This is a genomic window from Corynebacterium aquilae DSM 44791, from assembly GCF_001941445.1.
In the GTDB taxonomy this organism is placed as follows: domain Bacteria; phylum Actinomycetota; class Actinomycetes; order Mycobacteriales; family Mycobacteriaceae; genus Corynebacterium; species Corynebacterium aquilae.
In genome coordinates, this window is the sequence record NZ_CP009245.1 from 868,174 (window position 1) to 891,393 (window position 23,220).

Annotated in this window: 25 protein-coding genes; 15 read left to right on the forward strand and 10 right to left on the reverse strand. The window is 60.7% G+C overall.

All coding sequences use genetic code 11. The features are described 5' to 3' along the window. Positions 1-120 precede the first annotated feature (120 nt). Complete coding sequence (locus CAQU_RS03695; RefSeq protein WP_075725338.1) at positions 121-966, forward strand: HpcH/HpaI aldolase/citrate lyase family protein; 846 nt, start codon at positions 121-123, stop codon at positions 964-966. Positions 967-1,057: 91 nt separating this feature from the next. Here the strand turns inward: CAQU_RS03695 and CAQU_RS03700 are convergent, their stop codons facing one another. From CAQU_RS03700 to rpmB, 6 genes are all read right to left on the reverse strand, one after another. Then, the gene (locus CAQU_RS03700; protein WP_075725340.1) at positions 1,058-1,744 is read right to left on the reverse strand and encodes a TetR/AcrR family transcriptional regulator; all 687 of its coding nucleotides are present in this window, start codon (positions 1,742-1,744) and stop codon (positions 1,058-1,060) included. 14 nt (positions 1,745-1,758) lie between these two features. Continuing rightward, positions 1,759-2,688 (reverse strand): putative nucleotidyltransferase substrate binding domain-containing protein, encoded by a 930-nt coding sequence (locus CAQU_RS03705; protein WP_075725342.1) that lies wholly within the window; start codon positions 2,686-2,688, stop codon positions 1,759-1,761. 274 nt (positions 2,689-2,962) lie between these two features. Further along, the gene (gene rpsR / locus CAQU_RS03710; RefSeq protein ID WP_075725344.1) at positions 2,963-3,211 is read right to left on the reverse strand and encodes a 30S ribosomal protein S18; all 249 of its coding nucleotides are present in this window, start codon (positions 3,209-3,211) and stop codon (positions 2,963-2,965) included. Positions 3,212-3,223: 12 nt separating this feature from the next. Next, on the reverse strand, positions 3,224-3,529 hold the full coding sequence (gene rpsN, locus CAQU_RS03715) for a 30S ribosomal protein S14 (RefSeq protein WP_075725345.1): 306 nt from the start codon (positions 3,527-3,529) through the stop codon (positions 3,224-3,226). A 3-nt stretch (positions 3,530-3,532) separates the two neighbouring features. After that, complete coding sequence (gene rpmG, locus CAQU_RS03720; RefSeq protein WP_027013145.1) at positions 3,533-3,697, reverse strand: 50S ribosomal protein L33; 165 nt, start codon at positions 3,695-3,697, stop codon at positions 3,533-3,535. A gap of 3 nt (positions 3,698-3,700) precedes the next feature. Continuing rightward, positions 3,701-3,937: a 50S ribosomal protein L28 gene (rpmB, locus tag CAQU_RS03725; protein WP_075725347.1), complete on the reverse strand. Its 237-nt coding sequence runs from the start codon at positions 3,935-3,937 to the stop codon at positions 3,701-3,703. A 1,057-nt stretch (positions 3,938-4,994) separates the two neighbouring features. On the opposite strand from rpmB, the gene CAQU_RS03730 reads away from it, so the two are divergent. From CAQU_RS03730 to CAQU_RS03755, 6 genes are all read left to right on the forward strand, one after another. Further along, positions 4,995-5,261, forward strand: coding sequence for a type B 50S ribosomal protein L31 (locus CAQU_RS03730; protein WP_075725349.1), 267 nt, complete (start codon positions 4,995-4,997; stop codon positions 5,259-5,261). Positions 5,262-5,276: 15 nt separating this feature from the next. After that, on the forward strand, positions 5,277-5,450 hold the full coding sequence (gene rpmF, locus CAQU_RS03735; RefSeq protein WP_075725351.1) for a 50S ribosomal protein L32: 174 nt from the start codon (positions 5,277-5,279) through the stop codon (positions 5,448-5,450). Positions 5,451-5,844: 394 nt separating this feature from the next. Next, a complete protein-coding gene (locus CAQU_RS03740; protein ID WP_075725353.1) occupies positions 5,845-6,537 on the forward strand; it encodes a response regulator transcription factor in 693 nt (230 codons plus the stop codon). Next, the gene (locus tag CAQU_RS03745) at positions 6,534-8,003 is read left to right on the forward strand and encodes a HAMP domain-containing sensor histidine kinase (protein WP_245797286.1); all 1,470 of its coding nucleotides are present in this window, start codon (positions 6,534-6,536) and stop codon (positions 8,001-8,003) included. Before CAQU_RS03740 ends, CAQU_RS03745 begins: the two co-directional genes overlap by 4 nt. A gap of 255 nt (positions 8,004-8,258) precedes the next feature. Next, positions 8,259-9,863, forward strand: a complete 1,605-nt coding sequence (locus CAQU_RS03750) for a S1C family serine protease (protein ID WP_245797287.1) — start codon at positions 8,259-8,261, stop codon at positions 9,861-9,863. Between the two features lie 179 nt (positions 9,864-10,042). Beyond that, the gene (locus CAQU_RS03755) at positions 10,043-10,612 is read left to right on the forward strand and encodes a MogA/MoaB family molybdenum cofactor biosynthesis protein (RefSeq protein ID WP_075725357.1); all 570 of its coding nucleotides are present in this window, start codon (positions 10,043-10,045) and stop codon (positions 10,610-10,612) included. 270 nt (positions 10,613-10,882) lie between these two features. Here CAQU_RS03755 and mscL read toward each other — a convergent pair whose 3' ends face one another. From mscL to CAQU_RS03770, 3 genes are all read right to left on the reverse strand, one after another. After that, positions 10,883-11,287, reverse strand: a complete 405-nt coding sequence (mscL, locus tag CAQU_RS03760) for a large conductance mechanosensitive channel protein MscL (RefSeq protein WP_075728353.1) — start codon at positions 11,285-11,287, stop codon at positions 10,883-10,885. A gap of 158 nt (positions 11,288-11,445) precedes the next feature. Next, the gene (locus CAQU_RS03765) at positions 11,446-11,961 is read right to left on the reverse strand and encodes an SAF domain-containing protein (RefSeq protein WP_169836022.1); all 516 of its coding nucleotides are present in this window, start codon (positions 11,959-11,961) and stop codon (positions 11,446-11,448) included. A gap of 351 nt (positions 11,962-12,312) precedes the next feature. Beyond that, positions 12,313-12,924, reverse strand: a complete 612-nt coding sequence (locus CAQU_RS03770; protein ID WP_084562770.1) for a 5-formyltetrahydrofolate cyclo-ligase — start codon at positions 12,922-12,924, stop codon at positions 12,313-12,315. A 480-nt stretch (positions 12,925-13,404) separates the two neighbouring features. Here CAQU_RS03770 and CAQU_RS03775 point away from each other — a divergent pair, with 480 nt between their 5' ends. The 7 genes from CAQU_RS03775 (at position 13,405) to CAQU_RS03805 (ending at position 20,319) form a co-directional block, all read left to right on the forward strand. Then, a complete protein-coding gene (locus tag CAQU_RS03775; RefSeq protein ID WP_075725359.1) occupies positions 13,405-14,322 on the forward strand; it encodes a UTP--glucose-1-phosphate uridylyltransferase in 918 nt (305 codons plus the stop codon). A gap of 15 nt (positions 14,323-14,337) precedes the next feature. After that, positions 14,338-15,588 (forward strand): molybdotransferase-like divisome protein Glp, encoded by a 1,251-nt coding sequence (gene glp, locus CAQU_RS03780; RefSeq protein WP_075725361.1) that lies wholly within the window; start codon positions 14,338-14,340, stop codon positions 15,586-15,588. Between the two features lie 61 nt (positions 15,589-15,649). Beyond that, on the forward strand, positions 15,650-16,336 hold the full coding sequence (locus CAQU_RS03785) for a GNAT family N-acetyltransferase (RefSeq protein WP_075725363.1): 687 nt from the start codon (positions 15,650-15,652) through the stop codon (positions 16,334-16,336). 273 nt (positions 16,337-16,609) lie between these two features. Then, the gene (sepX, locus tag CAQU_RS03790) at positions 16,610-17,788 is read left to right on the forward strand and encodes a divisome protein SepX/GlpR (protein WP_157108890.1); all 1,179 of its coding nucleotides are present in this window, start codon (positions 16,610-16,612) and stop codon (positions 17,786-17,788) included. 156 nt (positions 17,789-17,944) lie between these two features. Further along, the gene (locus CAQU_RS03795; RefSeq protein WP_075725367.1) at positions 17,945-18,352 is read left to right on the forward strand and encodes a DoxX family protein; all 408 of its coding nucleotides are present in this window, start codon (positions 17,945-17,947) and stop codon (positions 18,350-18,352) included. Then, on the forward strand, positions 18,349-19,005 hold the full coding sequence (locus CAQU_RS03800) for a zf-HC2 domain-containing protein (protein ID WP_075725369.1): 657 nt from the start codon (positions 18,349-18,351) through the stop codon (positions 19,003-19,005). The genes CAQU_RS03795 and CAQU_RS03800 overlap by 4 nt, the downstream gene beginning before the upstream one ends. 126 nt (positions 19,006-19,131) lie before the next feature. Then, positions 19,132-20,319 (forward strand): alpha-amylase family protein, encoded by a 1,188-nt coding sequence (locus CAQU_RS03805; protein WP_075725370.1) that lies wholly within the window; start codon positions 19,132-19,134, stop codon positions 20,317-20,319. 122 nt (positions 20,320-20,441) lie between these two features. Here the strand turns inward: CAQU_RS03805 and CAQU_RS03810 are convergent, their stop codons facing one another. After that, a complete protein-coding gene (locus CAQU_RS03810) occupies positions 20,442-21,971 on the reverse strand; it encodes a dolichyl-phosphate-mannose--protein mannosyltransferase (RefSeq protein ID WP_075728360.1) in 1,530 nt (509 codons plus the stop codon). Between the two features lie 63 nt (positions 21,972-22,034). On the opposite strand from CAQU_RS03810, the gene rsmI reads away from it, so the two are divergent. After that, the gene (gene rsmI / locus CAQU_RS03815; protein WP_245797290.1) at positions 22,035-22,985 is read left to right on the forward strand and encodes a 16S rRNA (cytidine(1402)-2'-O)-methyltransferase; all 951 of its coding nucleotides are present in this window, start codon (positions 22,035-22,037) and stop codon (positions 22,983-22,985) included. The last annotated feature ends 235 nt before the right edge of the window (positions 22,986-23,220 follow it).

Consider the following 23,220-nt stretch of genomic DNA (forward strand, 5'->3'; position numbering starts at 1 on the left):
GGGGGCAGCACAGGGCTTTGGCATGCGCCCAACCCACCCACAACCCCCGCCCCCGGGGCATACTAGAAAACACCAACCACCAAACCAAACCACCGAAGATTCGCACAGGAGAAACCCCACATGCCACGCCTCAACCCCGGACCCGCAGTCCTATTCGTGCCCTCCAACCGGCCCGAACGATTCGCCAAAGGCGCAGCAGCCGCCGACACCGTCATCCTCGACCTCGAAGACGGCGCCGGCAACTGCGACAGGAACGAAGCCCGCAGCAACATCGCCAACAGTGGACTCGACCCACAACACACCATCGTGCGGGTCTGTGGCCCCGACGACGAAGGCTTCGCCGACGACGTCGCAGCCATCAAAAACACCAACTTTCACACCATCATGGTGCCCAAAGTCCAAGCCGAACTCCCCGACATCCTCGACGGCTTCGACATCATCGCCATGATCGAAACCCCCACCGCCGTGATCAACCTGCCCCACATCGCCGCCGACCCCCGAGTCGTCGGCCTATTCTGGGGTGCTGAAGACCTCACCCAATTCCTCGGCGGCACCCACTCCCGCATCCAACCCGACGAAGGTGGCCCCACCGGCCGGCCCGGCCCCTACCGCACCACCATGTCCGTCACCCGCTCCCTGATGCACCTCCACGCCGCAGCGAACGGAAAATACGTCCTCGACGCCGTCCACGCAGACTTCAAAGACGATGCCGGACAATACGAAGAAGCCGCCGACGCGGCGCGCAGCGGATTCGCCGGCACCTGCTGCATCCACCCCGCCCAAGTGCCCGTCATCCGTCGCGCCTACACCCCAGACGAACACCAACTGCAATGGGCCCGCCGAGTCGTCGAAGAAGCCCAAGCCCACCCCGGAGCTTTCAAACTCGACGGCGAAATGATCGACGCACCCCTGATCAACCAAGCCCACCGGGTGGTTAGCCGCGCCGACAACATCAACCCGGCCTAAACCGCGCCCAACAACACAACGGCGGGTGACGGGAAACCACCGCAGTTTCCCGTCACCCGCCACGCGGGAAAAGCACAAGCACACACGCCAACTATTTCTCGTCGGCGTTAGCCTCCGCCTGATTGAGCACCCCAACACACCAAGCAACCCGCTCTGCCGGAAGCTCCGCGCCAATCACCTTCAACGCGGCATCAGCCAACATGATGGCCGTATCCGGCAAGGCCTGCTCGCCGGAAGGAGAAAAGGGGGCGGTGCCATTGTTTGGGCGCATCTCCGTCACCGTCTGGGAAAGCAAAAACGGCAGCTGTGCCCGCGGGTCACCCGCGCCGACAATATCCTCGGCAATTTCCTCAAACACCCGCGCCAGGGCAGCCCGCTCATGGTGGAACTCCGCGAACTCCTCACTGACCGCAATCGGCAACTGGTACAGGCGGCCCAAGTTCCACCGGGAACTCAGCAACAGGCGCGCCTCGGCCGCGACTAAAGCCCACAAACGCAGACTCGGAGTGCCCCCGGCCTCCGAAAGAGTTTCCGCAATCTGCATCGACGGCTCCGTGGTGGACTTCAGCAAGCTGATAAAAATATCCGACTTGGAAGGGAAGTGGTAGTACAAAGAAGCCTGCCGAATACCCACCGCATCGGCAATCTGGTGCGTCGAGGTGGTGGCATAGCCCTGGGTGGTGAACAGCTCAGCAGAGGCGTCGAGAATCTCCTCCCGAGCAGTACTTCCTTTCCTGCGGGGGCTGTGTTTGCGGGGGCGTCCAACTGCGCCAGCCATAAGACAATGATCCTTTACGCATCGTGGTGGCGGGCAGCAACGCTACGAGCCACATCGGCTAGTTCACGGCAGCTTGCGCCAAGCAGGCTGCGCTGGATGAGGGGGAGGTTGCTAAAACGCTGCGGCTTAACACCGGTGCGAGTAGACCACAGGAACAGATAGGTGCGCATACCGGCTGCCCACGCCTGATTCAAGCTGGTAGCTTCCGCTTCGGTCAACACGCCTCTGGCGGCAGCCACCGCGAGCCGGGTCGGTGTGTGCGTGGAGCGCACCCCGGCCGCGAAACCAGCCCACCGGGCCAAACGGGCTGCAGGAACGACAAGGTGCTCGCGGATATCAAAAACCACATCCTTGTCCGGCAACCCACTTTTTACCGACAAGGCCGGCGGACGATGAGACAAGGCATCGGCGCGCAAAACATCTGCAACCACCTTCAGCCCGCTATCGCCACATTCGGCGCGAGCAGCCACATTGATGGCGAAGTTGCCCCAGGTGCCGGCGTCGTTGATCAGACCAAGCACCTCCGCGTCACGGCGCGCCACCGCATCGCTGGCCTCCAGCTGCCATTGATCAGCGCTGCGGGCGGGCAGGGGAGTACGAACCGTCAGGCCTGCACTGCGAAGAAGCTCCGCCGCCTTGTCCTGATCACTGTCGGTGCCCCACGTCAGCAAGCGCACCCGGGAATCAACCAAGCCCTCGAGACGACCGAAAGCACCCGAAGGATAAAACTGTGCCTCCGGGCTAGCGTCTTCTTTGAGGGCAGGGGAGTTGAGCACCTGGATGACGATGGTCGAAAACCACGCGCCGAGTTCTTTGGCGTCTCCGTCGTGGTGGGCGGCCTGCTGAAGCAGATCGTGGGCATCAGCGAGAATGCCACGAGCCATCGCAGTGCTCACGCACTGGGGGGCCTCAGCGGCGAGCTGATGGAGGGAGTCATGCAACATGGATTATCGCTTTGCGCCGGGGTGGATGGGGAGTAAGAGTTCGCACGTCCGGTTGGGTCGGTGCGGGTTAGCAACATTTACGGTGAATTCACCGGATGGATGTTTCTCACATAGTACAAGCACCATGGCCTGTAGCCGGTGCTCGGTGCCTAGGTATGCGTAAAGCCCACCGGAAATAACCGGTGGGCTTTAACAGTGGGCGTCGGATCGAAATTCAACGCCCGTCGCATCAAGTGCGATAAAGGCTGTCAAACTGTCCTTGCGACCGTCGTGTTTAGCGGCTGGTGAAAGGCAGGAGAGCCATTTCGCGAGCGTTCTTCACGGCGGTGGCGACCTGACGCTGCTGCTGCGGGGTCAGGCCGGTGACGCGGCGAGAACGGATCTTGCCACGATCGGAGATGAACAGGGACAGGGTGTTGATGTCCTTGTAGTCCACCTCAGAGATGCCCTTAGCCTTGAGCGGATTCTTCTTGGGGCGGCGGGACTGCTCCATCCGCGCCTTCTTCATGTTGGTGCGCTTCATTAGAAAACTCCCTTACCAGCTGGACTTACGAACGCCGGGAAGCTCACCGCGGTGAGCCATCTCACGGACACGGACACGAGACAAACCGAACTTGCGCAGGTAACCGCGCGGACGGCCGTCGGCAGCGTCGCGGTTGCGAACGCGGACCGGGGAGGCGTCACGGGGCTGGCGGTTCAGCTCGTACTGAGCGTCCAGGCGCTCCTCGTCGGTGGAGTTGGGGTTCTTGATGATGGCCTTGAGCTCGTTGCGGCGCTCCGCGTAGCGGGCGACGATTTCCTTGCGCTGCTCGTTCTTGGCGATCTTAGACTTCTTAGCCATGAATTATCGCTCCTCGCGGAATTCGACGTGCTTGCGGGCGATCGGATCGTACTTCTTCAGGGTCATACGATCCGGGTTGTTGCGCTTGTTCTTACGGGTGACATAGGTGTAACCGGTGCCAGCCGTAGACTTCAGCTTGATGATTGGACGAATATCATTACGTGCCATCTGTTAGATCTTCTCCCCACGTGCGCGGATCGCGGCAACGACGGACTCGATGCCATCGCGATCGATAACCTTCAGGCCCTTGGTGGACACAGTCAGGGTGATGGTACGGCCCTCAGAGGGCAGGAAGAACTTGCGGCGCTGCACGTTGGGATTCCAACGGCGGTTGGTGCGCCGGTGCGAGTGCGAGACCGACTTGCCGAAACCCGGCTGACGTCCCGTGACCTGGCAAATTGCCGACATGGACTTTCTTTCTCCTAGCCGCCCACGTGCAACGGTGGCCGCAGCCGCACCAGAAAACAACTTTCCGGGGCGCGACCAATGCCAGCTGACGGGGCGTTAAACGAACATTTTGACAACAGCAAGGGACAACCATACATGTTTTTGGCCGTGTTTCCTAATCGGGATTCTCATACCACCCCGCGGTAAGGAAGCGTCCCCGCGACACAGCGTGAAGCGATCTTCGATTTTGGCCATGTCGACTGTTATTAGTGTGACTGCTGGCGTGGAATGGTGCACTTGGGGCGATTGGCTCCGTGCGGACCGTCATGCTTCTTTGCAAGCGAAGAATCTGACAATCGTTCACGGGGAGCGATTCTTCACCCTCGTTGGTGCTCGCGGGATCGCGTGCCTCAAAGCTTTTGTGACGGGCCGAAGATGACTTTCGAGGGACTGTTGGCGTCTGAAGACAAGGTGGATTGCTAGCTGACGTCATCGCGCGCGGCATTCAACCCGTTTCCGTATATATAGGGACGGCGTGAAATGCGGTGGGGTAGGGCGAGCTTTGTTGTGCTGTGCGGTCGCTTCCAAGACCCTTATTCGTTTATCGTCACGGTCGGGGTTCGATTGGTTTTCCTGCCGGGTTTTCTTCGCCTGCCCGCGCTTGCCCTGCTCGCAGGATAGGCGTGGGCGTATTTTTAGAGGACATGAGTGTCCTAACCCGGTAGAGTCGCTGCAAGTGATATCGCCGTTTTTATCGTTCTAGATGTGCGTTTAGAGGGCGTGTTGCTAGTGGAGGCAGGGGTGGCAAAGGGGTAGGGGTAGTGGGGATTTAGGTTTTTGGCGTTGCTAACTGTAGGATTCCCTAGAGTTGCCCACATATGGGCTCCGCTCGTAGACACCATTTCTGTTAAACGCAGCCAAGGAATGACTCTCCACTTAGTTCACCTTGAGTGTTGAGAATGCTGCGCTTAACCGGCGAGGTCTCGGTTCCGGCGGCTTATCAACAGGAACCACTCTCCGGCTTCCAGGCTGGAAGAGCTCTACGGCAATGGTCAACCTTATTTTTAAAAGGATCGGTATGAAGAAGGATATCCACCCTGACTACCACCCGGTGGTCTTCCAGGATGCCGGCACGGGCTTCAAGTTCTTGACCCGTTCCACCGCCACCTCCCAGCGCACCGTCGAATGGGAAGATGGCAACGAGTACCCGCTGATCGTCGTTGACGTCACCAGCGAGTCCCACCCGTTCTGGACCGGCGCACAGCGTGTCATGGACACCGCTGGTCGTGTCGAGAAGTTCCAGCGTCGTTACGGCAACCGCGCTCGTCGCACCAAGAAAGACTAAAGGAGGGAAAGAAAAATGGCAGTTCCGAAGCGTCGCATGTCGCGTGCTAACACCCACTCTCGCCGCTCTCAGTGGAAGGCCGACAATGTCGCCCTCCAGGAGGTCAAGATCAACGGTCGCGCTCACCTGATCCCGCGCCGTCTGGTCAAGGCAGCTCAGCTCGGCCTCGTTGAGGTTGAGCAGTTCTAAGAGCCTTGTGAGACTCCATCGCCTTCGTGTTGAAGGTTGATAAGTAGAAAACCCGCTATCTACCATTGGTAGGCAGCGGGTTTTTGCTGTGACGTGCACTATTGGGGTGGGGGTGGAAAGTTAAGGGTTTCGTTAATTTTTTGGTTTCCGTGGGGTTGTTGAGGGTTTCCATGGGTAGACTAGTTTCTTAGTATCCGAGCTGTTTCTGGGTCAGGCGCTCTAGAAAAGCCCGTTGTTTTTACTGTGGGTATATTTCAGGGCTTCTGCTTCCAATGGGGCTTGGATGATTGACGTAACGTTTGAAAGTTCGTCTAGTGTCTGAACACCGCTTGTGGCGGTGTCTTTGGCACGTTGATCGCATTAATGTCGGTAGTTTTTCGCACGCAGAGGCACAATGAAAATTCTTGTAGTAGATGACGAGCAGGCCGTCCGGGAATCACTGCGCCGGTCTTTAACGTTTAACGGCTACACGGTTGTGCTTGCCGAAGACGGCGAACACGCCTTGAAGATGATTCAGTCCGAGCAGCCAGATCTGGTGATCTTGGATGTGATGATGCCGAGGCTGGATGGTCTTCAGGTGTGTCGCACGCTCCGCGGAGACGGTGATGACCGACCCATTTTGGTGTTGACGGCGCGCGATGGTGTGTCCGATCGTGTTGCCGGCTTGGATGCTGGCGCCGATGATTACCTCCCGAAGCCTTTTGCGTTGGAGGAGCTTTTGGCGCGTGTGCGTAGCTTGTTGCGCCGTGCTGCGGCGGAGGCTACGACGACGCAGTCGACTGCGCGTCTGACGTTTGAGGATTTGCGCCTGGATCCGGAGACTCGGGATGTGGTCCGCGGTGATCGTCAGATCAGCCTGACGCGGACGGAGTTCGCGTTGTTGGAGTTGTTAATGCGCAACCCGCGTCGCGTTTTGTCGCGTACTGCGATCCTGGAGGAAGTGTGGGGTTATGATTTCCCGACTTCCGGCAACGCCCTCGAGGTGTACATCGGTTATCTGCGACGTAAGACTGAGGCTGGAGGGGAATCCCGTCTGATTCACACTGTGCGCGGTGTGGGCTACGTTCTGCGGGAGACTGCACCGTGATTTTGAGAAAAACTGTGGGCCGTCAGGCTCCGCAGGGCGTGAATCGTTCGTCGCGGAGAACTTCGCTTCGTTGGCAGCTGTCAGTGGTGACGGCGTCGATGGTGGCGTTGGCCGTGCTGGTGATGTCGATTGTGGCGTACTGGACGGTGTCTGCTTCTTTGTCGCACCAGGTCGATGAGGATCTGGATGCGAAGGCGAATTCTTTGCTGTCGAAGAGTTTTGATCCGAATTTTCTGATCAACCCTGGCGCCGAAGTGGCGATGTTTAAGGTGTACAACCCGGACATCCGTATCGCTTATTTCGGGGCGGGGTCGATGGCTGGTGTGGGCGACCCGATTGACTTCCAGGATGAGGCAGCGGTGCTTCAGAATGAGAAGGATCGTACGGTGCGCACCGCCGGTAATGAGCGCATTTTGGCTAAGCGTAATGCTGCGGGTGCGCGGGTGATTTTGGCTCAGGATATGGGGCCGACTCACCAGATGATTTCTTCGTTGGGCATTGTGCTGCTGTTGATTGGTGGCTTGGGCGTGCTGGTTGCGATTGCTGCCGGTGCGGTGGCTGCCACGGCTGGTTTGCGGCCGGTGAAGCGGTTGCAAAACGCTGTTGATTATGTGGCTCGTACCGATGATTTGCGTCCGATTGCGGTGGAGGGCACTGATGAGGTTGCGCAGCTGACGAATTCTTTCAATGGCATGTTGAGCGCGTTGCAGGCTTCTCGAAACCGACAAACTGAGCTGGTTGCTGATGCTGGACATGAGTTGAAGACTCCGTTGACGTCGCTGCGTACCAACATTGAGCTGTTGATGATGGTGAGTCAGGCGGGCGGCGCGCAGATCGCGGAGCAGGATCGTCGTGATCTTGAGCGTGATGTGATTGCTCAGCTTGATGAGTTGTCCACCTTGGTTGGTGACTTGGTTGATTTGGCTCGTGAGGATGGTCCCGAGAAGGACTTCGAGTGCGTCGATTTGGTTGAGACCGTGGAGACGTCTTTGGAGCGTGTGCAGCGGCGCCGTTCCGATGTCACGTTTGATGTTCGTACCACTCCGTGGTTTATCGAGGGTGATTCTTTCGCGTTGAGTCGTGCGGTGTTGAATCTGCTGGATAATGCCGCGAAGTGGTCGCCGGAGGATGGCGTGGTGCGGGTGGTAATGCAGGAGCGTGGCGGCCAGTTGGCGTTGACGATTTCGGACTCTGGCCCGGGTATTCCGGTGAATGAGCGTGAGAAGGTCTTTGAGCGGTTCTATCGTTCGATTCAGTCTCGTTCGATGCCGGGTTCCGGTTTGGGCTTGGCAATCGTGAAGCAGGTGATTAATCGACACAATGGCACGATTGTTGCCAGTGAAAGCGATGATGGCGGCACCATGATGACGGTGACTTTGCCTGGTGGTCCCGATGTTGAGTCCCATCGGACGAAGAATGAGGCTTCGCGCGCGAAGCGCTCTAATGGGTGGGGCTTCCATATTTAGCCCCCTTGTTGGTTGTGTCCGGCCGTGTGTTTCGCCCTTTGCGGGGTGGGGCAGACGGCCGGTTGTTGTTTTTGTCGGGGGTTGTGTCTGACAGATTGCCTGGGGTGGGTTAGCCTGGGGCGCATGCGGTATTCCGCCTGGGGAGGCCGTAGTTTCGCAATAGCTGTCAAGCCACAGGAAACGCGGAACTTTTTAATAAAAATTTGAATTTATCTTTCCAGCCCTTCACCAGTGCGAAGGGTCATTATTTGTTCTATGCGATACGAAGACATGCCCAAGAACCCCTTCCACAATGATGACGCTGCTTCCGAGGCTCAGGCTTCGCAGCGGCGCGCTGAAGGGGAGTACACCCAGCCGCGGGATGCTGTGGCGCAGCAGCCCCTGACGCCCTCCCAGTCGAATTCTGCGCCGCAGTGGGGTGGTGATGCCGCCATCCAGGATGCTCAGCAGCAGCGCAGCGATACCGCTGCGGACTCTGCCCCGGCTCAGCCGTACAGTTCGGTGGCGAAGCCGCCGGTGGCTCCGCGGACGTTGGCGGATGCTGCGGCGCAACAGGTAAACGATGTGCGGGAGACCATAAGTTTTGATGCCGTTCCGGAGCAAGCTCCCCGGCACTATGCGCCGGCTGGCGCTGCGGGTGGTTTCAGCGCTCCCCGGAATCCTTATGCCTATGAGGCGCAGCAGCCGCTGGCTGCTGGTGGGGCTGGTGGTGTGCCGCCGACCGGGCAGGGCTTCGAGGGGCCGGCTTTTGCTCAGCCTGCCCCGCAGGGCCACAAGGCTGTGAAGGAAAAGAAGAAGGTGTCTTTGGGCACCGCTTTGGCGATGATGTTGGTGGGCGCTATTGGCGCTGGCACTTTGACTGGTGTGGCTGCTACCCAGTTCGCCCCGGAGAACAGCACGGCTGTTAATGCGTTGAATGAGCCGACGATTCACCGCACGGCGACTAAGGAGCCGGGCAGTGTGGAAGATGTTGCCTCGAATGTGTTGCCGGCAGTGGTTTCTATTCGGGTGGCTGGCCCGTCTGCTGTTGATGAGGGGTCGGGGTCGATTATTTCCTCCGACGGCTATGTGTTGACCAATAATCACGTGGTGGATGCGGCCTCGCAGGGCGGGCAGATTCAGGTCACTTTAAATGATGGCCGCACTTTTGGTGCGGATCTGGTTGCCGGGGATCCGTCCTATGACGTGGCTGTGATTAAGTTGCGCGATGCCAAGGATTTGCCGGTGATCAACTTCGGTAATTCTGATGACATCAAGGTGGGCCAGCAGGTTGTGGCGATTGGTTCTCCGCTGGGGTTGTCTGCGACGGTGACCTCTGGCATTGTTTCGGCGTTGAATCGTCCGGTGCGGGCTTCTGGTCAGGCTGGGGGAGAGTCTTCGTTGATTGATGCGATCCAGACTGATGCTGCTATTAACCCGGGTAACTCCGGTGGGCCTTTGGTGGATATGTCGGGCAATCTCATCGGAATGAATTCGGTGATTGCGTCGATGTCTCAGGGTGGTTCGGAGGCAGGTTCGATTGGTTTGGGTTTTGCTATTCCGGTCAATCAGGCCCGCAAGATCGCCCAGGAGCTTATCCAGGACGGTAAGGTGACTACTCCGAAGATTGGGGTGCGTTTGGCACCGCAGTCCCGGGTGAAGGGCGCTGTGGTGGGGCAGGTTGATGAGGGTTCGCCGGCCCAGGAGGCGGGTATTGCTCCGGGTGATGTGATCATCGGTGTTGATGATCGTGCGACGGATTCGGCTGATGCGCTCATCGCGGCTATTCGTTCTCACAATGTTGGCGACAAGGTGACGTTGAAAGTTACCTCAATTGACAACCAGAACGACGTGAAAGATGTGCCTGTCACGCTAAGCTAGGGAGAAATAGACACAGGCGCCCCGCGCTTCCTGCTTTGTGGGAAGCACGACGCTGGTCACCGGCATTGCGAACTTGTGTCCGCGGTGCCGGTGTCCGCGCATCTGCCCTCCGTTTGGTGGGGTGTGGGGTGCGGTGTGCACAGTTTTGTATAGCGTCCCACCTAGATTAGGACCCCGCCATGGAACACTCCTCACACGCCCCCGTTGATCTTGATGGCATCGCTGAGCCGGATCCGGAGGTTTTGCGCGCCGAGGAAAGCGACGGCGGCGCCAAGCCGCAGCGTCGTGCGCTCGTCGTGTTAGTTGGTGATTCGATCACTGACCCGGATTCCACTGCCCGCCTGGTGACTGAGTTGCTCAACGAAGACGATTTCACCGTCGATGCGGTGGTGGGGGTTCCTTCCAAGGGCAAAGCGATCCGCAAGGCGTTGGAAACTGCTGTGGTCGGTGGCGCGGATTTGGTGCTCACCATTGGTGGTACTGGGGTGGGGCCGCGCAATAAGACCCCTGATGCGACCCGTGCGGTGCTTGACCAGATTCTGCCTGGGGTGTCCCAGGCGTTGCGTGCGTCGGGTTTGGCTTGCGGTGCGATTGATGCTGGTACTTCTCGGGGTATTGCGGGAGTGTCCGGTTCCACCATGATCGTTAATCTGGCGCCGTCGCGGTCTTCCATTCGTGATGGTATGGCGACGTTGGGTCCGTTGGTGCACCACGTTTTGGATCAGCTGGATCAGTGGACCTGTGAATAGGCCGGAGCCGAAAGCTGCGGGGTTGCGTAAACGGTCCCGGCGGAAGCCGTCCGTGGAAAAATCGGCCACCGGTGGTGACTTGGCGCCGGAGTTGTTGCGCACTGAGCGGGCTGTCGGGCAGAAGAGTTCTGCAGGTTTTGATGAGCAGTTCTGGCGTGAGCAAATGCCACCCCATTGGGGTGTGAGTCGTTAAAGGCAATTAAAAAACCGCGCTTCCCGTGTGACGGGGGCGCGGTTTGTGCTTGTCAGCGGTGAAGCTGATGAAAGCTATTAGATGTTGCGAGTCTTGAGCAGGTCGCGGATCTCGGTGAGCAGCTGGGTGTCGACTGCGACTGCTTCCTCTTCTTCCTCGACGGCGCCGGCGCGGGCAGCCTGGGCGGCCTTGACCTTGTTCATCGGGACGACGATGAGGAAGTAGACGATGGCGGCGACGATGATGAAGTTGATGGCGGCGGTGATGACGGCACCGAAGTTCATGAAGGTGGCTTCGTTGCCGGCCTTGATGAAGAAGCCGAGGCCGTCAGCGTCGGCGCTGCCGAAGGAGGCGATCAGCGGGTTCACGAGGTTCTCAGTGAAGGCGGTGACGATAGCGGTGAAAGCGGTTGCCACGACCACTGCGACGGCGAGGTCGACGACGTTGCCACGCATGATGAAGTCTTTAAAGCCCTTGAGCATGAGGATCTCCTTGTAGGTGTTGTCCATTTGGGGTAGGGCAACACGCTCAAAGGCGTGGGCCCGCCATTCCACACGGTGTGGTTGGTGTAGGTGAGCTTAATGGGAAAGGCCCGAAAAACCTAAGAAAAAACTAAATCTCTTACTGGGATGCGTGTCCACTAGGGGTCGTTGTGGGCGCGCGCCCCTGTGACCACAACCGCAACAGGGGTATACATTGAGATCGCTGCCACTTTCCGTGCGTCGCTTTCGGGGAGGGCAATCAGGACGGCCGTGGCGTTTTTCCCGGCCGTGCTTTCCGTGGTGGAAATAATGGTTCCACCAGCGGATATGACCCGGGGTTCTGAAGTGTTTTCGTCGGCAACGACCACGGAGACCACATCGCCATGCTGCAGCAGTGGAGCCAGAGCTGGGTCCGCGAGGGGCAGGGGCACCATATTGCCTGGCTCGCTTCTGTCGTTAATGGTGTTTATCGTCACAAATGTGTTAGTGAGATCCTCTCCCAGCACATTGAGGGGTGAAAAAGTATCACCCGTTGTTAATCCGTGGGCAGCGATTTTTCCGACGATTGCATCCTTGTCGAGATGTCCTTCGGGGGCGAGGCCGGCGGGTTGGGTGCGGGTGGTGAGGTCTGCTGCGGTGATCTTGTGTCCCGCGATGATGTCGTGCGCGGCCACTGTCACTGTTTCGCTTTTCTGGCTGATCGCACTTGCAAGTGCTGCCAGGAGGAGGGAAAGGGCCAGAACTCGGCGCAGGAAAACCGTCCTGCGCCAGCTGGGGGTTAATAGGTGGGGTGCAAAGATTTTGCGAAGTCTGGGCTCCAGCTTGTGTCCTGGGGTGAGTGCTGAAGGTGTTGGGCTTTGGGTGGTGGGGTCGGGGTGGCCGGATTGGGGGTTCATGTTGTTGTGACGCAGCAACGCCCCACTGCTGGTTCTGGGTGAACCGCGCGTGGGGCGTTGCTGGGCTGCGCTGGGGCGAGCCGTCGTCGGGGTGGTGCGCTATGTGCGCGTGGGATAAGGGGTTGGTTTCTAGTTTTTGGTTCCGTTGCACCAAAACAAACCGGATGGCGTGATGACGCCACTGACCCGCATGTCGTGTTCTTCCACGGGGAGCTCATTGAGTACTTCCTCGTCGTAGAGCAATGCGATAACGGGCGCATTGACGTCTACCAGTGCACGGTCGTAGAAGCCGCCGCCTTGTCCCAGGCGGTAGCCGTCGCGGGTGCACGCGAGGGCGGGAACAAAAATGAGGTCGCACGTGGAGAATGCGTGGCCGCCGGCGACTGGTTCCTGTGCCCCAAAGGAGGTTGGAATCAGTGGGCCGTCAGCCCAGCCAAGATCCATTTCCGCATCTTCGAGGGTGCGGGGGATCAGTGGCCTGCAGTGTTTGGAGAGTGCTGGCAGGAGTGATTGTCCGCCTGGCTCTCCGGTTGTAGGAAAGTAGGCCGCGACCTGAGCGGCGCCATGTGATAGCGACGCGGCATGGGCAGCGATTGCGTCGTCCAGTTCGCCGTGGGCGCGGAGTTGCCGCGCCTGGCGAATCTGCGCGCGAATGGACTGCTTGGCCGCGGCCATTTGTGCGCTGTTGGCGGAAACGGCCGTGGTGACCTTGGTTCCGCGCTGGTTGGATGATGTGCCCATGACTCCACTGTACGACTGCTAGGTGTTATCTTTTGAAAAAGGATAGCCTTTTGCTTACGTGTTTTGCAGCGTTTTTTACAAAAAGCCTGGCAGTTGCCTGTTTTTCTAAATGGAAAATATCTCAAAAAACTTCAAGCATGATGTGGGGAATACCTGTTTTTCGTGCATGGATGTTGAAAAAGTAGTTTCAACACCGGGCCCCACCAGATAAGGTGCGTTTCATCTTATGTGTTTTGGGGTGTGGGGGTGGCGTTGGCGGGGGCACGTTTCGGAGAATGTTCCGATTTTTGGGCGGGGGTTGGGGTAGTGTGTGGGGGTAGACGGGCGCTATGAAAAAAGTGATTAGCCCCACGTAACTATGTGTGTGGCACCACAGTATAAAGCTTTGACCAGCAAAGTTTCTCGGTGGTTGCCATGTTCACTAACTGAGGGCAGTGTGCCGCTAATGTGCTACTGCCCGCAAATGTAAAGTGTGCGTTTATGAATCTTCCCATTGCCGATCACAAATGGTCCGTGAAGACGGTCGTCGTTCCGGCAGCAGGAATGGGTACGCGATTCCTGCCCGCCACCAAGACGGTTCCGAAGGAACTTCTTCCCGTCGTTGATACCCCCGGTATCGAGGTCATCGCCAGCGAAGCTGCCGCTTTGGGTGCAAGCAAGATGATCATCGTCACCGCCCCGAAAAAACAGGGCGTGCTGGCACACTTCGACCCCTACCCGGAACTCGAGGCCCTGCTAGAGGAACGCGGCAAGTCCGCCCAGCTGGAAAAAGTCCGCCGCGCCCCTAACCTCATCGAGGCCATTCCGGTGACCCAGGAACGCCCCTTAGGCCTGGGGCATGCGGTCAGCTTGGCGGAAGCAGAACTGCATGACGACGAAGACGTCGTCGCGGTGATGCTCCCCGACGACTTGGTCTTGCCCCAGGGCGTGATGGAAACCATGGCCAAAGCCCGCGAAAGCGTCGGCGGCAGCGTGCTGTGCGCCTGCGAGGTGCCCCGCGAGGAGGTCTCCAACTACGGCGTGTTTGAGGTAGAACCCGTCGACGACCCGGCCACCCCGGGGCTGAAAAAAGTCATCGGCATGGTTGAAAAGCCCGCCGTGGAAGACGCTCCCTCCAACTACGTGGCCACCGGACGCTACCTATTGGATCGAGAAATCTTCGACGCGCTGAGAAAAATCACCCCGGGTGCTGGTGGCGAACTGCAGCTGACCGACGCAATTGCTATGTTGATCGACAAGGGTCATCCGGTACATATCGTGGTCCATGACGGCGCGCGTCATGACTTAGGTAATCCGGGCGGCTACATTCGTGCCTGTGTGGATTTCGCGTTGCGGGATCCCCAGTACGGTCCGGGTCTTCGCCGCTACCTTACGGCCCGGCTTTCACAGGAAGACTAGAAACCCACACCCATCATGCGCAGCGTCGAAGAACAGCTGGTCAGAGTCACCAGCCTGCCAGTGTCCCCGGAGCCTGTCCGGATCGCAATCTCCGAGGCGTTGGGCTTGATGTGTGCCGAAGAAGTCGAAGCCACCCGCCCACTGCCGGGCTTTCCCCAAGCCGCCATCGACGGCTATGCGGTGCGCGCCGTGGACGTGGGCGGCCAACGCCCACTATCGGGAGCCGAACCCGTCGCAGTGAACTCGGTGAGCCTGCCGGTCGTCGGCGAGGTGGCCGCCGGCTCGGCGCAACCCTTGCGCCTGCAACCAAAACAAGCCGTCCGCGTGTGGACCGGCGCCCCGCTACCCGCCCTTGCGGATGCGGTGCTGCCACTGCAGTGGTCGGATAGGGGCACCAATCGGGTGCGCCCCACCCGCTCGGTGAAATCAGGAGAATTCGTCCGCCGCGTCGGCGATGACATTTCCCCCGGCGACGTCGCCGTCCAACCCGGAGACATCCTCGGCCCCGCACAAATCGGCCTGTTAGCGGCAGTGGGGCGCTCCAAAGTGCTGGTCTACCCCCGCCCCCGCGTCTCCGTCATCTCCGTCGGACGCGAACTCGTCGACATCGACCGCGAACCCACCCTCGGGCAAGTCTTCGACGTCAACTCCTACGCCCTCGCGGCCGCCGGCCGCGAAGCCGGCGCCGACGTGCACCGCGTCGGCATCGCCGAAGGTGAACCCCGACGAGTCCGCGACATCATCGAAGGCCAGCTACTGCGCAGCGAAATCCTGGTCATCTCCGGCGGCGTTGGCGGCGCCGGAAGCGAGGTCATTCGCAAAGTGCTCGCCGAAATGGGCGACGTCGACACCGCCCGGGTCGCCATGCACCCCGGCAGTGTGCAAGGCTTTGCCAACATCGACGGCAAACCCGTCTTCCTCGTCCCCAACAACCCCGTCTCGGCGCTGGTGATCTTCGAAATCTTCATCCGCCCCGTCATCCGCCAAGCACTCGGCAAACGCTCCGCGCAACGCCGCTACGTGCGCGCCCGCAGCGTCAACCGCATCCAATCCCGCTACGGCCGCCGTGGATTCGTCCGCGCCAAACTCATGCGCGACGCAGACACCTCCGACTACCTCGTCCAAGGCCTCGGCGGCGCCACCGGCGCCCCCGCCCACCTGCTCGCCGGCATGGGAGAAGCCAACGCCATCGTGCGGATCCCCGAAAACGTGGAACTCGTCCAGCCCGGCGACGTCGTCGACGTGCTGTTCCTCTCCCAACGATGAACCACCCCCACCCACACACCGGCCACGCGCCCCACCGGCACCACCGCACCAGCGGAACAGCATGCTAAACCGACTGCGATCCCTACTCAACGGCGAACTACCCGCCCGGCCCCACCCAGACCACCCCGGCTGGCCCGGGAAAGTCGGCGACGTCCTCCTCGCCGACGGCGGCCTCGTCACCGTCCGCCCCCTCAAAGTCGGCGACTTCAGCTCATGGCGCCGCATGCGCCTCGAAGACGAACACCTCATCCGCCCCGTGGAACCCACCGTGCGCGGCAGCTGGGCCGAGGCCCACACCCGCGCCTCCTTCATGGAACAACTCGCCGGACTGCGACGCCTAGCCAGCTTCGGACACGTGCTACCGCTCGCCATCGAAGTCGACGGGCTTTTCGCCGGACAACTCACCATCGGCGGCATCGAACGCGGAACCGCCCTAAGCGGATGGGTCGGCTACTGGGTATCCAGCCGCTACACCGGCCGCGGTGTTGCCCAAGCCGCCCTCGCCCTCGGCGTCGACCACGCCTTCAACAAAGTCGGACTCCACCGCCTCACCGCCACCTTCCTCCCCGACAACCCCACCTCCGGCAGCGTGCTCAAAGCAGTCGGTTTCCGCCGCGAAGGCTACCTCCGCGGCAACCTCCACATCGACGGGCGCTGGCGCGACCACGAATTCGTCGCCCTGCTGCGCGAAGACTACCCCGAGACCGCAATCAGGCGCCTCCAACAACGAGGCACCCTGCGCCACTAACCGCAACTGTGCTGCACCACCACGACAGCAATAGTGGGATTTCGTGGGGAAACCTCCCGCCGGCTCGGTGTGGCTTCACCATTGTCGCCAGCAACGCACGATAGGTTTAAAGACACCGTGCGAAGGCACCACTATCCGTGGCGTTGCACCAACAACAGCCCATCCCACACCGGGAAGGCACACCAGCGACGCACGGGGTCTTTCACAACCGGAAAAACCCGCACACCGCGCGAGTTTTTCCCAAGAAAACACTGCTAGGGGTTAGTAAAGAACATGTCCTCAACATTGGGTGTTGCCCTGCTGATTGTGCTGTGGCTTTTCGTCCTGGCACCAATCTTCGTGCGCAACCAAAAGCCAATCCGCAAAACCACGGAGGCTTTCGACCAGACCCGCGTCGTCGTGGCCGGTGGCCAAGAACCCACCCGCCCGCGCCGCCCGCGCCTGCTGCCCACCGACGTGCACGTTAGCCGCGAGGAAAATAGCGAAGCCGAAGACGTCGAAGAACACGACATCATCATCGACGATGACTTCACCCCTCGCCGAAACGACGACGTCAACGCACTGCAGGTCCTCGACGGCGCCATCGAAGAACCCGTCGAAGCGAAAGCCACCTCGACGACCGAGGCCAGCGACGCCGAAACCGAACGAGAAGCAGAAGCCGCAGCAGAAGCGGAGACTGAAACCGCAGGTGAAGTCGCCTTAGCCCCGGCAGAAAACACCCCGGAAGAGCGAGAAACCACCCCCGCGCACACCGCCGCCGACGCCGATGAAGACGGGGAGGAACTGGCAAGTGTCAGCACCCTCTACGCGGATGCTGAGGATGCCATCGACATCGACGACTCCTACTTGAGCCCCGCCGATCTTTTGCACCCAGAGGCCGACTACGAGGACTACCCGGACGCTTCCGAGTACTCCCAGCCCGCCGCAGACCCCGAGGTGCCGGCCGCGGCCACGCAGCTTCGCGACGAGGACCTGGAACTGACCGACGAAGACTACGCCTTCGCCCAGTCCCGTCGCTCCCGCACCGCCTACAACCCCGAGCGCGAAGCCGAAAAATGGGCCAAGCTTGCCCAACGCCGCCAGCGCACCCTGATCGGCTTCGGTGTGGCCGTCGTGCTGAGTTTCCTTGTTGCCGTACTGGTGGGTAGCTTCGCCTGGGTACTGCCGGTGCTGGCCATCGGCTTTTCCATCGCCTACATGGTCGCCCTGCGCAACCAGGTGGTGGTGGAACGCCAACTGCGCGCCCAGCGCATCGCCCGCCTGCGCCGCCAACGGCTTGGCGTGCGCACCGCCGGCGACAACTCCCACGTGCCGGATCGTCTCCGCTCCCCGGGCGCGATCGTGCTCGAAGCCGATGACGACTGCCCGGATTTTGATGAGCTCGATGTGATGTACACCGGCCTGCACATCGAGGAAGAACTGCCGGTAAGCCACGACCGCCACGCCGTCTAACCCCCCAATGGGGACACTTTAAGCAGACAGTTTTCACCCCGCCGCCACACAGAATCGCACCCCGATGATGTGGCGGCGGGGTTTTTGCTGGCAAGCAGCGGGCGGCGTCGTGTAGTTGAGGGGAAAAAGACTACCCATCGACTAAGGTAAAGCGCCATGGATAAGCCAGTCGTGAGGGACTCAGCCCTACTCTTTCTCCGCCTCGTTGTGGGATTCGTGTTTGTGTTCCACGGCTGCATGGTTTTCTTCGGGCATGGCGGCGTAGACGCCACGGCCGCGGACTTCGCCGCCAACGGGGTGCCCCAACCCCACCTGTCCGCCTACATCGCCGGGGTCAGTCAAATCCTTGGCGGCGCCTGCCTGCTGATCGGGGTGCTCACCACCTTCGCGGCCGGCGCGCTGGCACTGTTTATGATGTGCGCGATGTACTTCGTGCACGGCGAACACGGCTTTTTCGTCGGCGATAATGGTCTGGAATACCCGCTAGTGCTTACCACCGCCTTGCTGATGATCGTGGTGTTTGGTGCCGGGCGGGCCAGTTTGGACGAAGTGCTGTCGCGATGATCGAGTGCACGCAGGTACAGGCCGCGCTGTCGGCCCGACTCGATGGGGAACCAGTCGGGTTGGATGATGATGTCATCGACGCCCACGTGTCCGGCTGCCAGCAGTGCGCCACCTTCCTGGAGCGCGCCGCCCTATTGAACCGCTCGCTGAGCATCAACAGCCAGCCCGCGGCCATCCCGGATCTGTCGGATGCGATCCTGTCCACCGTGGAGCCGGAGTTTCGTCGCCAGGCCGCCAGCCGGGCGGCGTGGGTGATGGCGGCGCGGGCTTTACTAGTGGTCGTGGGGGTGCTGTTCGTGTGGTTCGGGGTGCGCACCTTTGCTGGCAGTATCGGGGTCGAGGACCCGCAGACCCAGGCGCTGGCGTTGGATGCCGCGGCGGTGCGCATGACACTGGCCTTTGGAGCATTGTTTGCGGCGTGGCGTCCCGGTGCCATGGGGTATTTGATGCCGATGTATGGGGCGCTATTTGCATTCAGCGTCGGCCTGCGGGTGCGTGACGTGCTGTTGGGCACCATCACCGTCGGCGAGGTCACCTTTATCGCCCTGGTGGGCGTGGCGGCGGTGGCGCTGGTGGTGGGCTGGATGGCTAATTCTGGGGCGGTGGCTATTCGCCAGATGTGGCAAACCCTCAGCGCAACTCCGCGCGGCTAGAGCGAAGCACCTAAAACATTGGCGGCGCCGGTGGTGCCGCCGATGGTGTCTTTTGCAACAGGCGGGGGCTCATCGGTGGTGTCATCTTGCCACGCACAGGTGGGGTGCTGGACTAGATTTGGCAGTGTGAGCTTTTCAGATCATGCAATCCTTTGGCACGTGTACCCGCTGGGATTTGTCGGTGCGCCGATCCGGCCGGAATCCCCCGAAGATCGCGGGGTGGGGCATAGGTGGGGGCACCTGGTGGCCTTTTTGGACTATGCGCAACAGTTGGGCACCAACGTGATCCAGCTGGGCCCGATTTTCCAGTCGGCCTCCCACGGTTATGACACGCTGGATTTTTTCGCCATCGATGACCGCCTGGGGGATGAGGCGGATTTTGTGGAGTTCATCGCCGAGTGTGAATCCCGTGGCCTGAAGGTAATTGTCGATGGGGTGTTTAACCACGTGGCCGCGGGAAGCCAGTACGACACCGCCCCGCTGGTGAGCGACACCGTGTTTGAGGGGCATGGCAGTTTGCGGGAGCTCGACCACAGTCGTGCCGAGGTGGTCGATTTGGTGGTCGAGGTGATGAGTTATTGGTGTGAGCGTGGGGTTGCGGGGTGGCGTTTGGATGCTGCCTATGCGATGCCGCCGGAGTTTTGGGCGCAGGTTGTGCCGCGGGTGCGGGAGAGGTTCCCGCAGGCGTGGTTTGTGGGGGAGATGATCCACGGCGATTATGCGGATTATGTGCAGCGTTCGGGGTTGGATTCGGTCACCCAGTATGAGCTGTGGAAGGCGGTGTGGTCGAGCATTAAGGACCGGAACTTCTTCGAGTTGGAATGGAGTTTGCGCCGCCATAACGAGTTTTGCGCGGTGTTTCGCCCGATGACTTTTGTCGGCAATCATGATGTGAACCGGATTGCGACGACGGTGGGGGCTGATGGGGCTGCGTTGGCGCATGCGGTGCTGTTGACTGTGCCCGGGGTGCCGGAGTTGTATTACGGCGATGAGCAGGGTTTTACGGGCACGAAGTTTGAGCGGGTTGGTGGCGATGATGAGGTGCGGCCGAGTTTTCCGCAGTCTCCGAGTCAGTTCAGCCCGCTGGGGGAGAAGATGCACCGGTGGGTGCAGTTGTTGATTAGTGTGCGGCGTCGTCATCCGTGGCTGGTGGATGCGCGGGTGGAGACCCTTGAGGTCACTAATGAGCAGTTGGGGTATGCGGTGATCGGTGCGGAAGACTCGCAGCGTGTGGAGGTGTGGCTGGATGTGGCTGCGGGTTCTGCCCGGGTGGTTGAGTCTGGCCAGGTGGTGGCGGAGTATCCACACTGCTAGGTGATGGCAGGCTGCAGGCTGTGGGCCTGCAGCGTGTGAGCATGAAAAAGCCTGCTCCCCCGCGTTGTCCTTGTGGGTTGTGGTGACAGGGGCGCGCGGGGGAGCAGGTGAGGTGGGGTGGATTATTTCCAGCTGGGCATCCACAGCAGGGAGTCGAAGATGGGTTTGGGGAGGGCGATGCCGTAGATGATGGGTAGCCAGAAGAAGAAGCTGGCGACGCAGAGTGCGAGGTAGACCTGGACGAGTCTTTCGCCGGCGAGGGTGTTGCCTTTGATGCCGTGGGTGCGGATGCGGTCGAGGGCTTGGGCGAGCAGGATGAGGGTGAAGGGGACGAGGCCGGTGGCGTAGAAGAAGTACATTTGCCGGTCGTAGCCGATGACCCAGGGGATGAATCCGGCGGCGAAGGCGTAGAGGGGCAGGGTGGTGGCCCAGGTGTGTTTTTTCAGGGTCATCCACAGTGCCCACAGCAGCACGGGGATGGTGAGCCACCAGACGGTGGGGACGCCGAACATGTAGATGAGGCGGTCGCAGGTTTGTCCGCCGAAGCAGGTGATGTCGCGGTCGGAGAGGTAGAGGATGGGGCGGCCGCTGACCAGCCAGGTGAAGGGTTTGGATTCCCAGGGGTGGTGGTGCCCGTTGGAGGTGGTCAGGGAGGCGTGGAAGCTTAACACGCTGCGGTGGTAGTAGATCCAGCTGCCCAGTGCGTCGGGCAGGAGGGAGAGGTAGGAGTCGTCGTCGTAGAGGCCTTGGGCGCGGGCGTGGCGGTAGACGCTGGTTTCGGAGGCGAACCAGGCGCGCCAGCTGAGGGCGTAGATGATGATGGGGACGATGACGATGGCGAAAAAGCTGGCGAATCCGTCGCGGGTGATGGCGCCGATGAGGGGTTTGGTGATGGTGTAGCGGCGGCGTAGCCAGTAGTCGTGGGCGACGAGGTAGAGGCCGAAGAAGGCCATGTAGTACAGGCCGGACCATTTAACGGATAGGGCGAGTCCGCAGCTGACGCCGGCGGCGAAGCGCCACCAGCGAAAGCCCATGTAGGGGCCGAGGTCGGTGTGGTGGAGCAGGTTGTGGGTGTAGGCGGCGTGGAAGCGGCTTAGGGTGTCTTCGTGGTCGCGGGCGAGCGCGTAGGTGGCGGTGAGGACGAAGAGGGTGAGGAAGATGTCGAGCATGCCGAAGCGGGAGGCGACGACGAGGACTCCGTCGATGGTGGCCAGCAGGGCGGCGATGCCGCCGACCCAGCGGGAGCGGGAGATTTCGCGCCCGAGGAGGTAGATCATGACCAGGACGAGTACGCCGAAGATGGCGGTCATCAGGCGCCAGCCCCAGGGGGTGTAGCCGAAGATGTATTCCCCGAGGGCGATGAGTTGTTTGGCTAGTGGTGGGTGAACCACGAGCCCGTATCCGGGGTTGGATTCGATGCCGCCGATCAGCGGGTTGCTGGTGGATTGCACCATGTCGAAGGCCTGGGGCACGTAGTGCTTTTCATCAAACACGGGGGTGCCGCTGCCGGTGGCCCGGCCGAGGGCGGTGAATCGGCTGATGATGCCGGCGAGGGTGATCAGCACCGTGATGATGGTGTCGGTGCGGGTCCATGCCAGCCGGGGGGTTGGCGCGGGGATGTCGCGGGCGTAGCGGGGTGGCCCGGCGGGCAGCTGCGCGGCCCCCGTGGTGTCGGCGTCGGCGGTCGTGGTAGTCACGGCTAAGGATTGTAGGGCATGCTTAAACGCATGGATAGGCAGCAAGCAACCCCTGATATGACCCCCGCGCACGATGCGAGCCCTCATGGTGCTGGCGTGGCGAGCCCGCATGAGCTTCTCGATGAGGTGTTGCAGGCGCCGCTGCCGCAGGGCGTGGTGATTGCTGCGACGCCGTTGGGAAATATCGCGGATGCGTCGTTGCGGTTGATTGCGGCGTTGGCGAAGGCCGATGTGATTGCCGCGGAAGACACTCGGCGTACGCGGGCGTTGGCTAAGGCGTTGGGGGTAAGTCCGCGGGGCAGCATTGTGTCGAACTTCGATCACAATGAAAAGGAGCGGGTGGGCATGCTGGTGGAGCGGGCGCGCACGGGCACGGTGCTGGTCGTCACGGATGCTGGTATGCCGGTGGTCAGCGATCCGGGGCTGAACGTGGTGTCCGCGGCGCACGAGGCCGGGGTGCCGGTGACGTGTTTGCCGGGGCCGTCGGCGGTGCCGACGGCGTTGGCGTTGTCGGGATTGTCGGTGGGTAATTTCATCTTTGATGCGTTTGCGCCACGCAAGTCGGGTGCGCGCGCCCAGTGGCTGAAAAGCTTGGAGCACGAGTCCCGGGCGGTGGCCTTTTTCGAGTCGCCGCACCGGATCGCCCAGACGATGGCGGATATCGCCCAGGTGTTGGGCCCGGATCGTCGGGTGGCGGTGTGCCGGGAGCTGACCAAGACCTATGAGGAGATCAAGGTGGGCCCGGCTGCTCAGATGGCGCAGTGGGCGGCCGATGGGGTGCGAGGTGAGATCACCGTGGTGATCGATGGGGGAGCAGCAGCGGCCGTCGATGAGGCGGATTTGGTGGGCTTGGTGTTGGCCAGGGTCGAGGCCGGTGAGCGGATGAAGGCGGCGGCCAAGGAGGTGGCGGCGGCGCATGGCGGGAGTGCGAAGAAGTTGTACGACGCAGTGCTTGCCGCGCGGGGCTAAGCCGTGATGGAGGGTGGCGCGTACGCGGCACATCTATAGGTGTTTAATGGACTGCATTGCCGCTTTTTTCACTTTTGCTTACTAAACTGCCGGCAAAACAAAGCAATTGTTACCTAATTGTTATTTACTTGGCTTTCCACTGGGTGTTACCTGGTAGTATCCTGCCCACCACTTTGGTGACACTTTTGGGGCAGTGGGGTGTTTTCCCAGGTCGATAAAAGTGTGAGTTTGAATC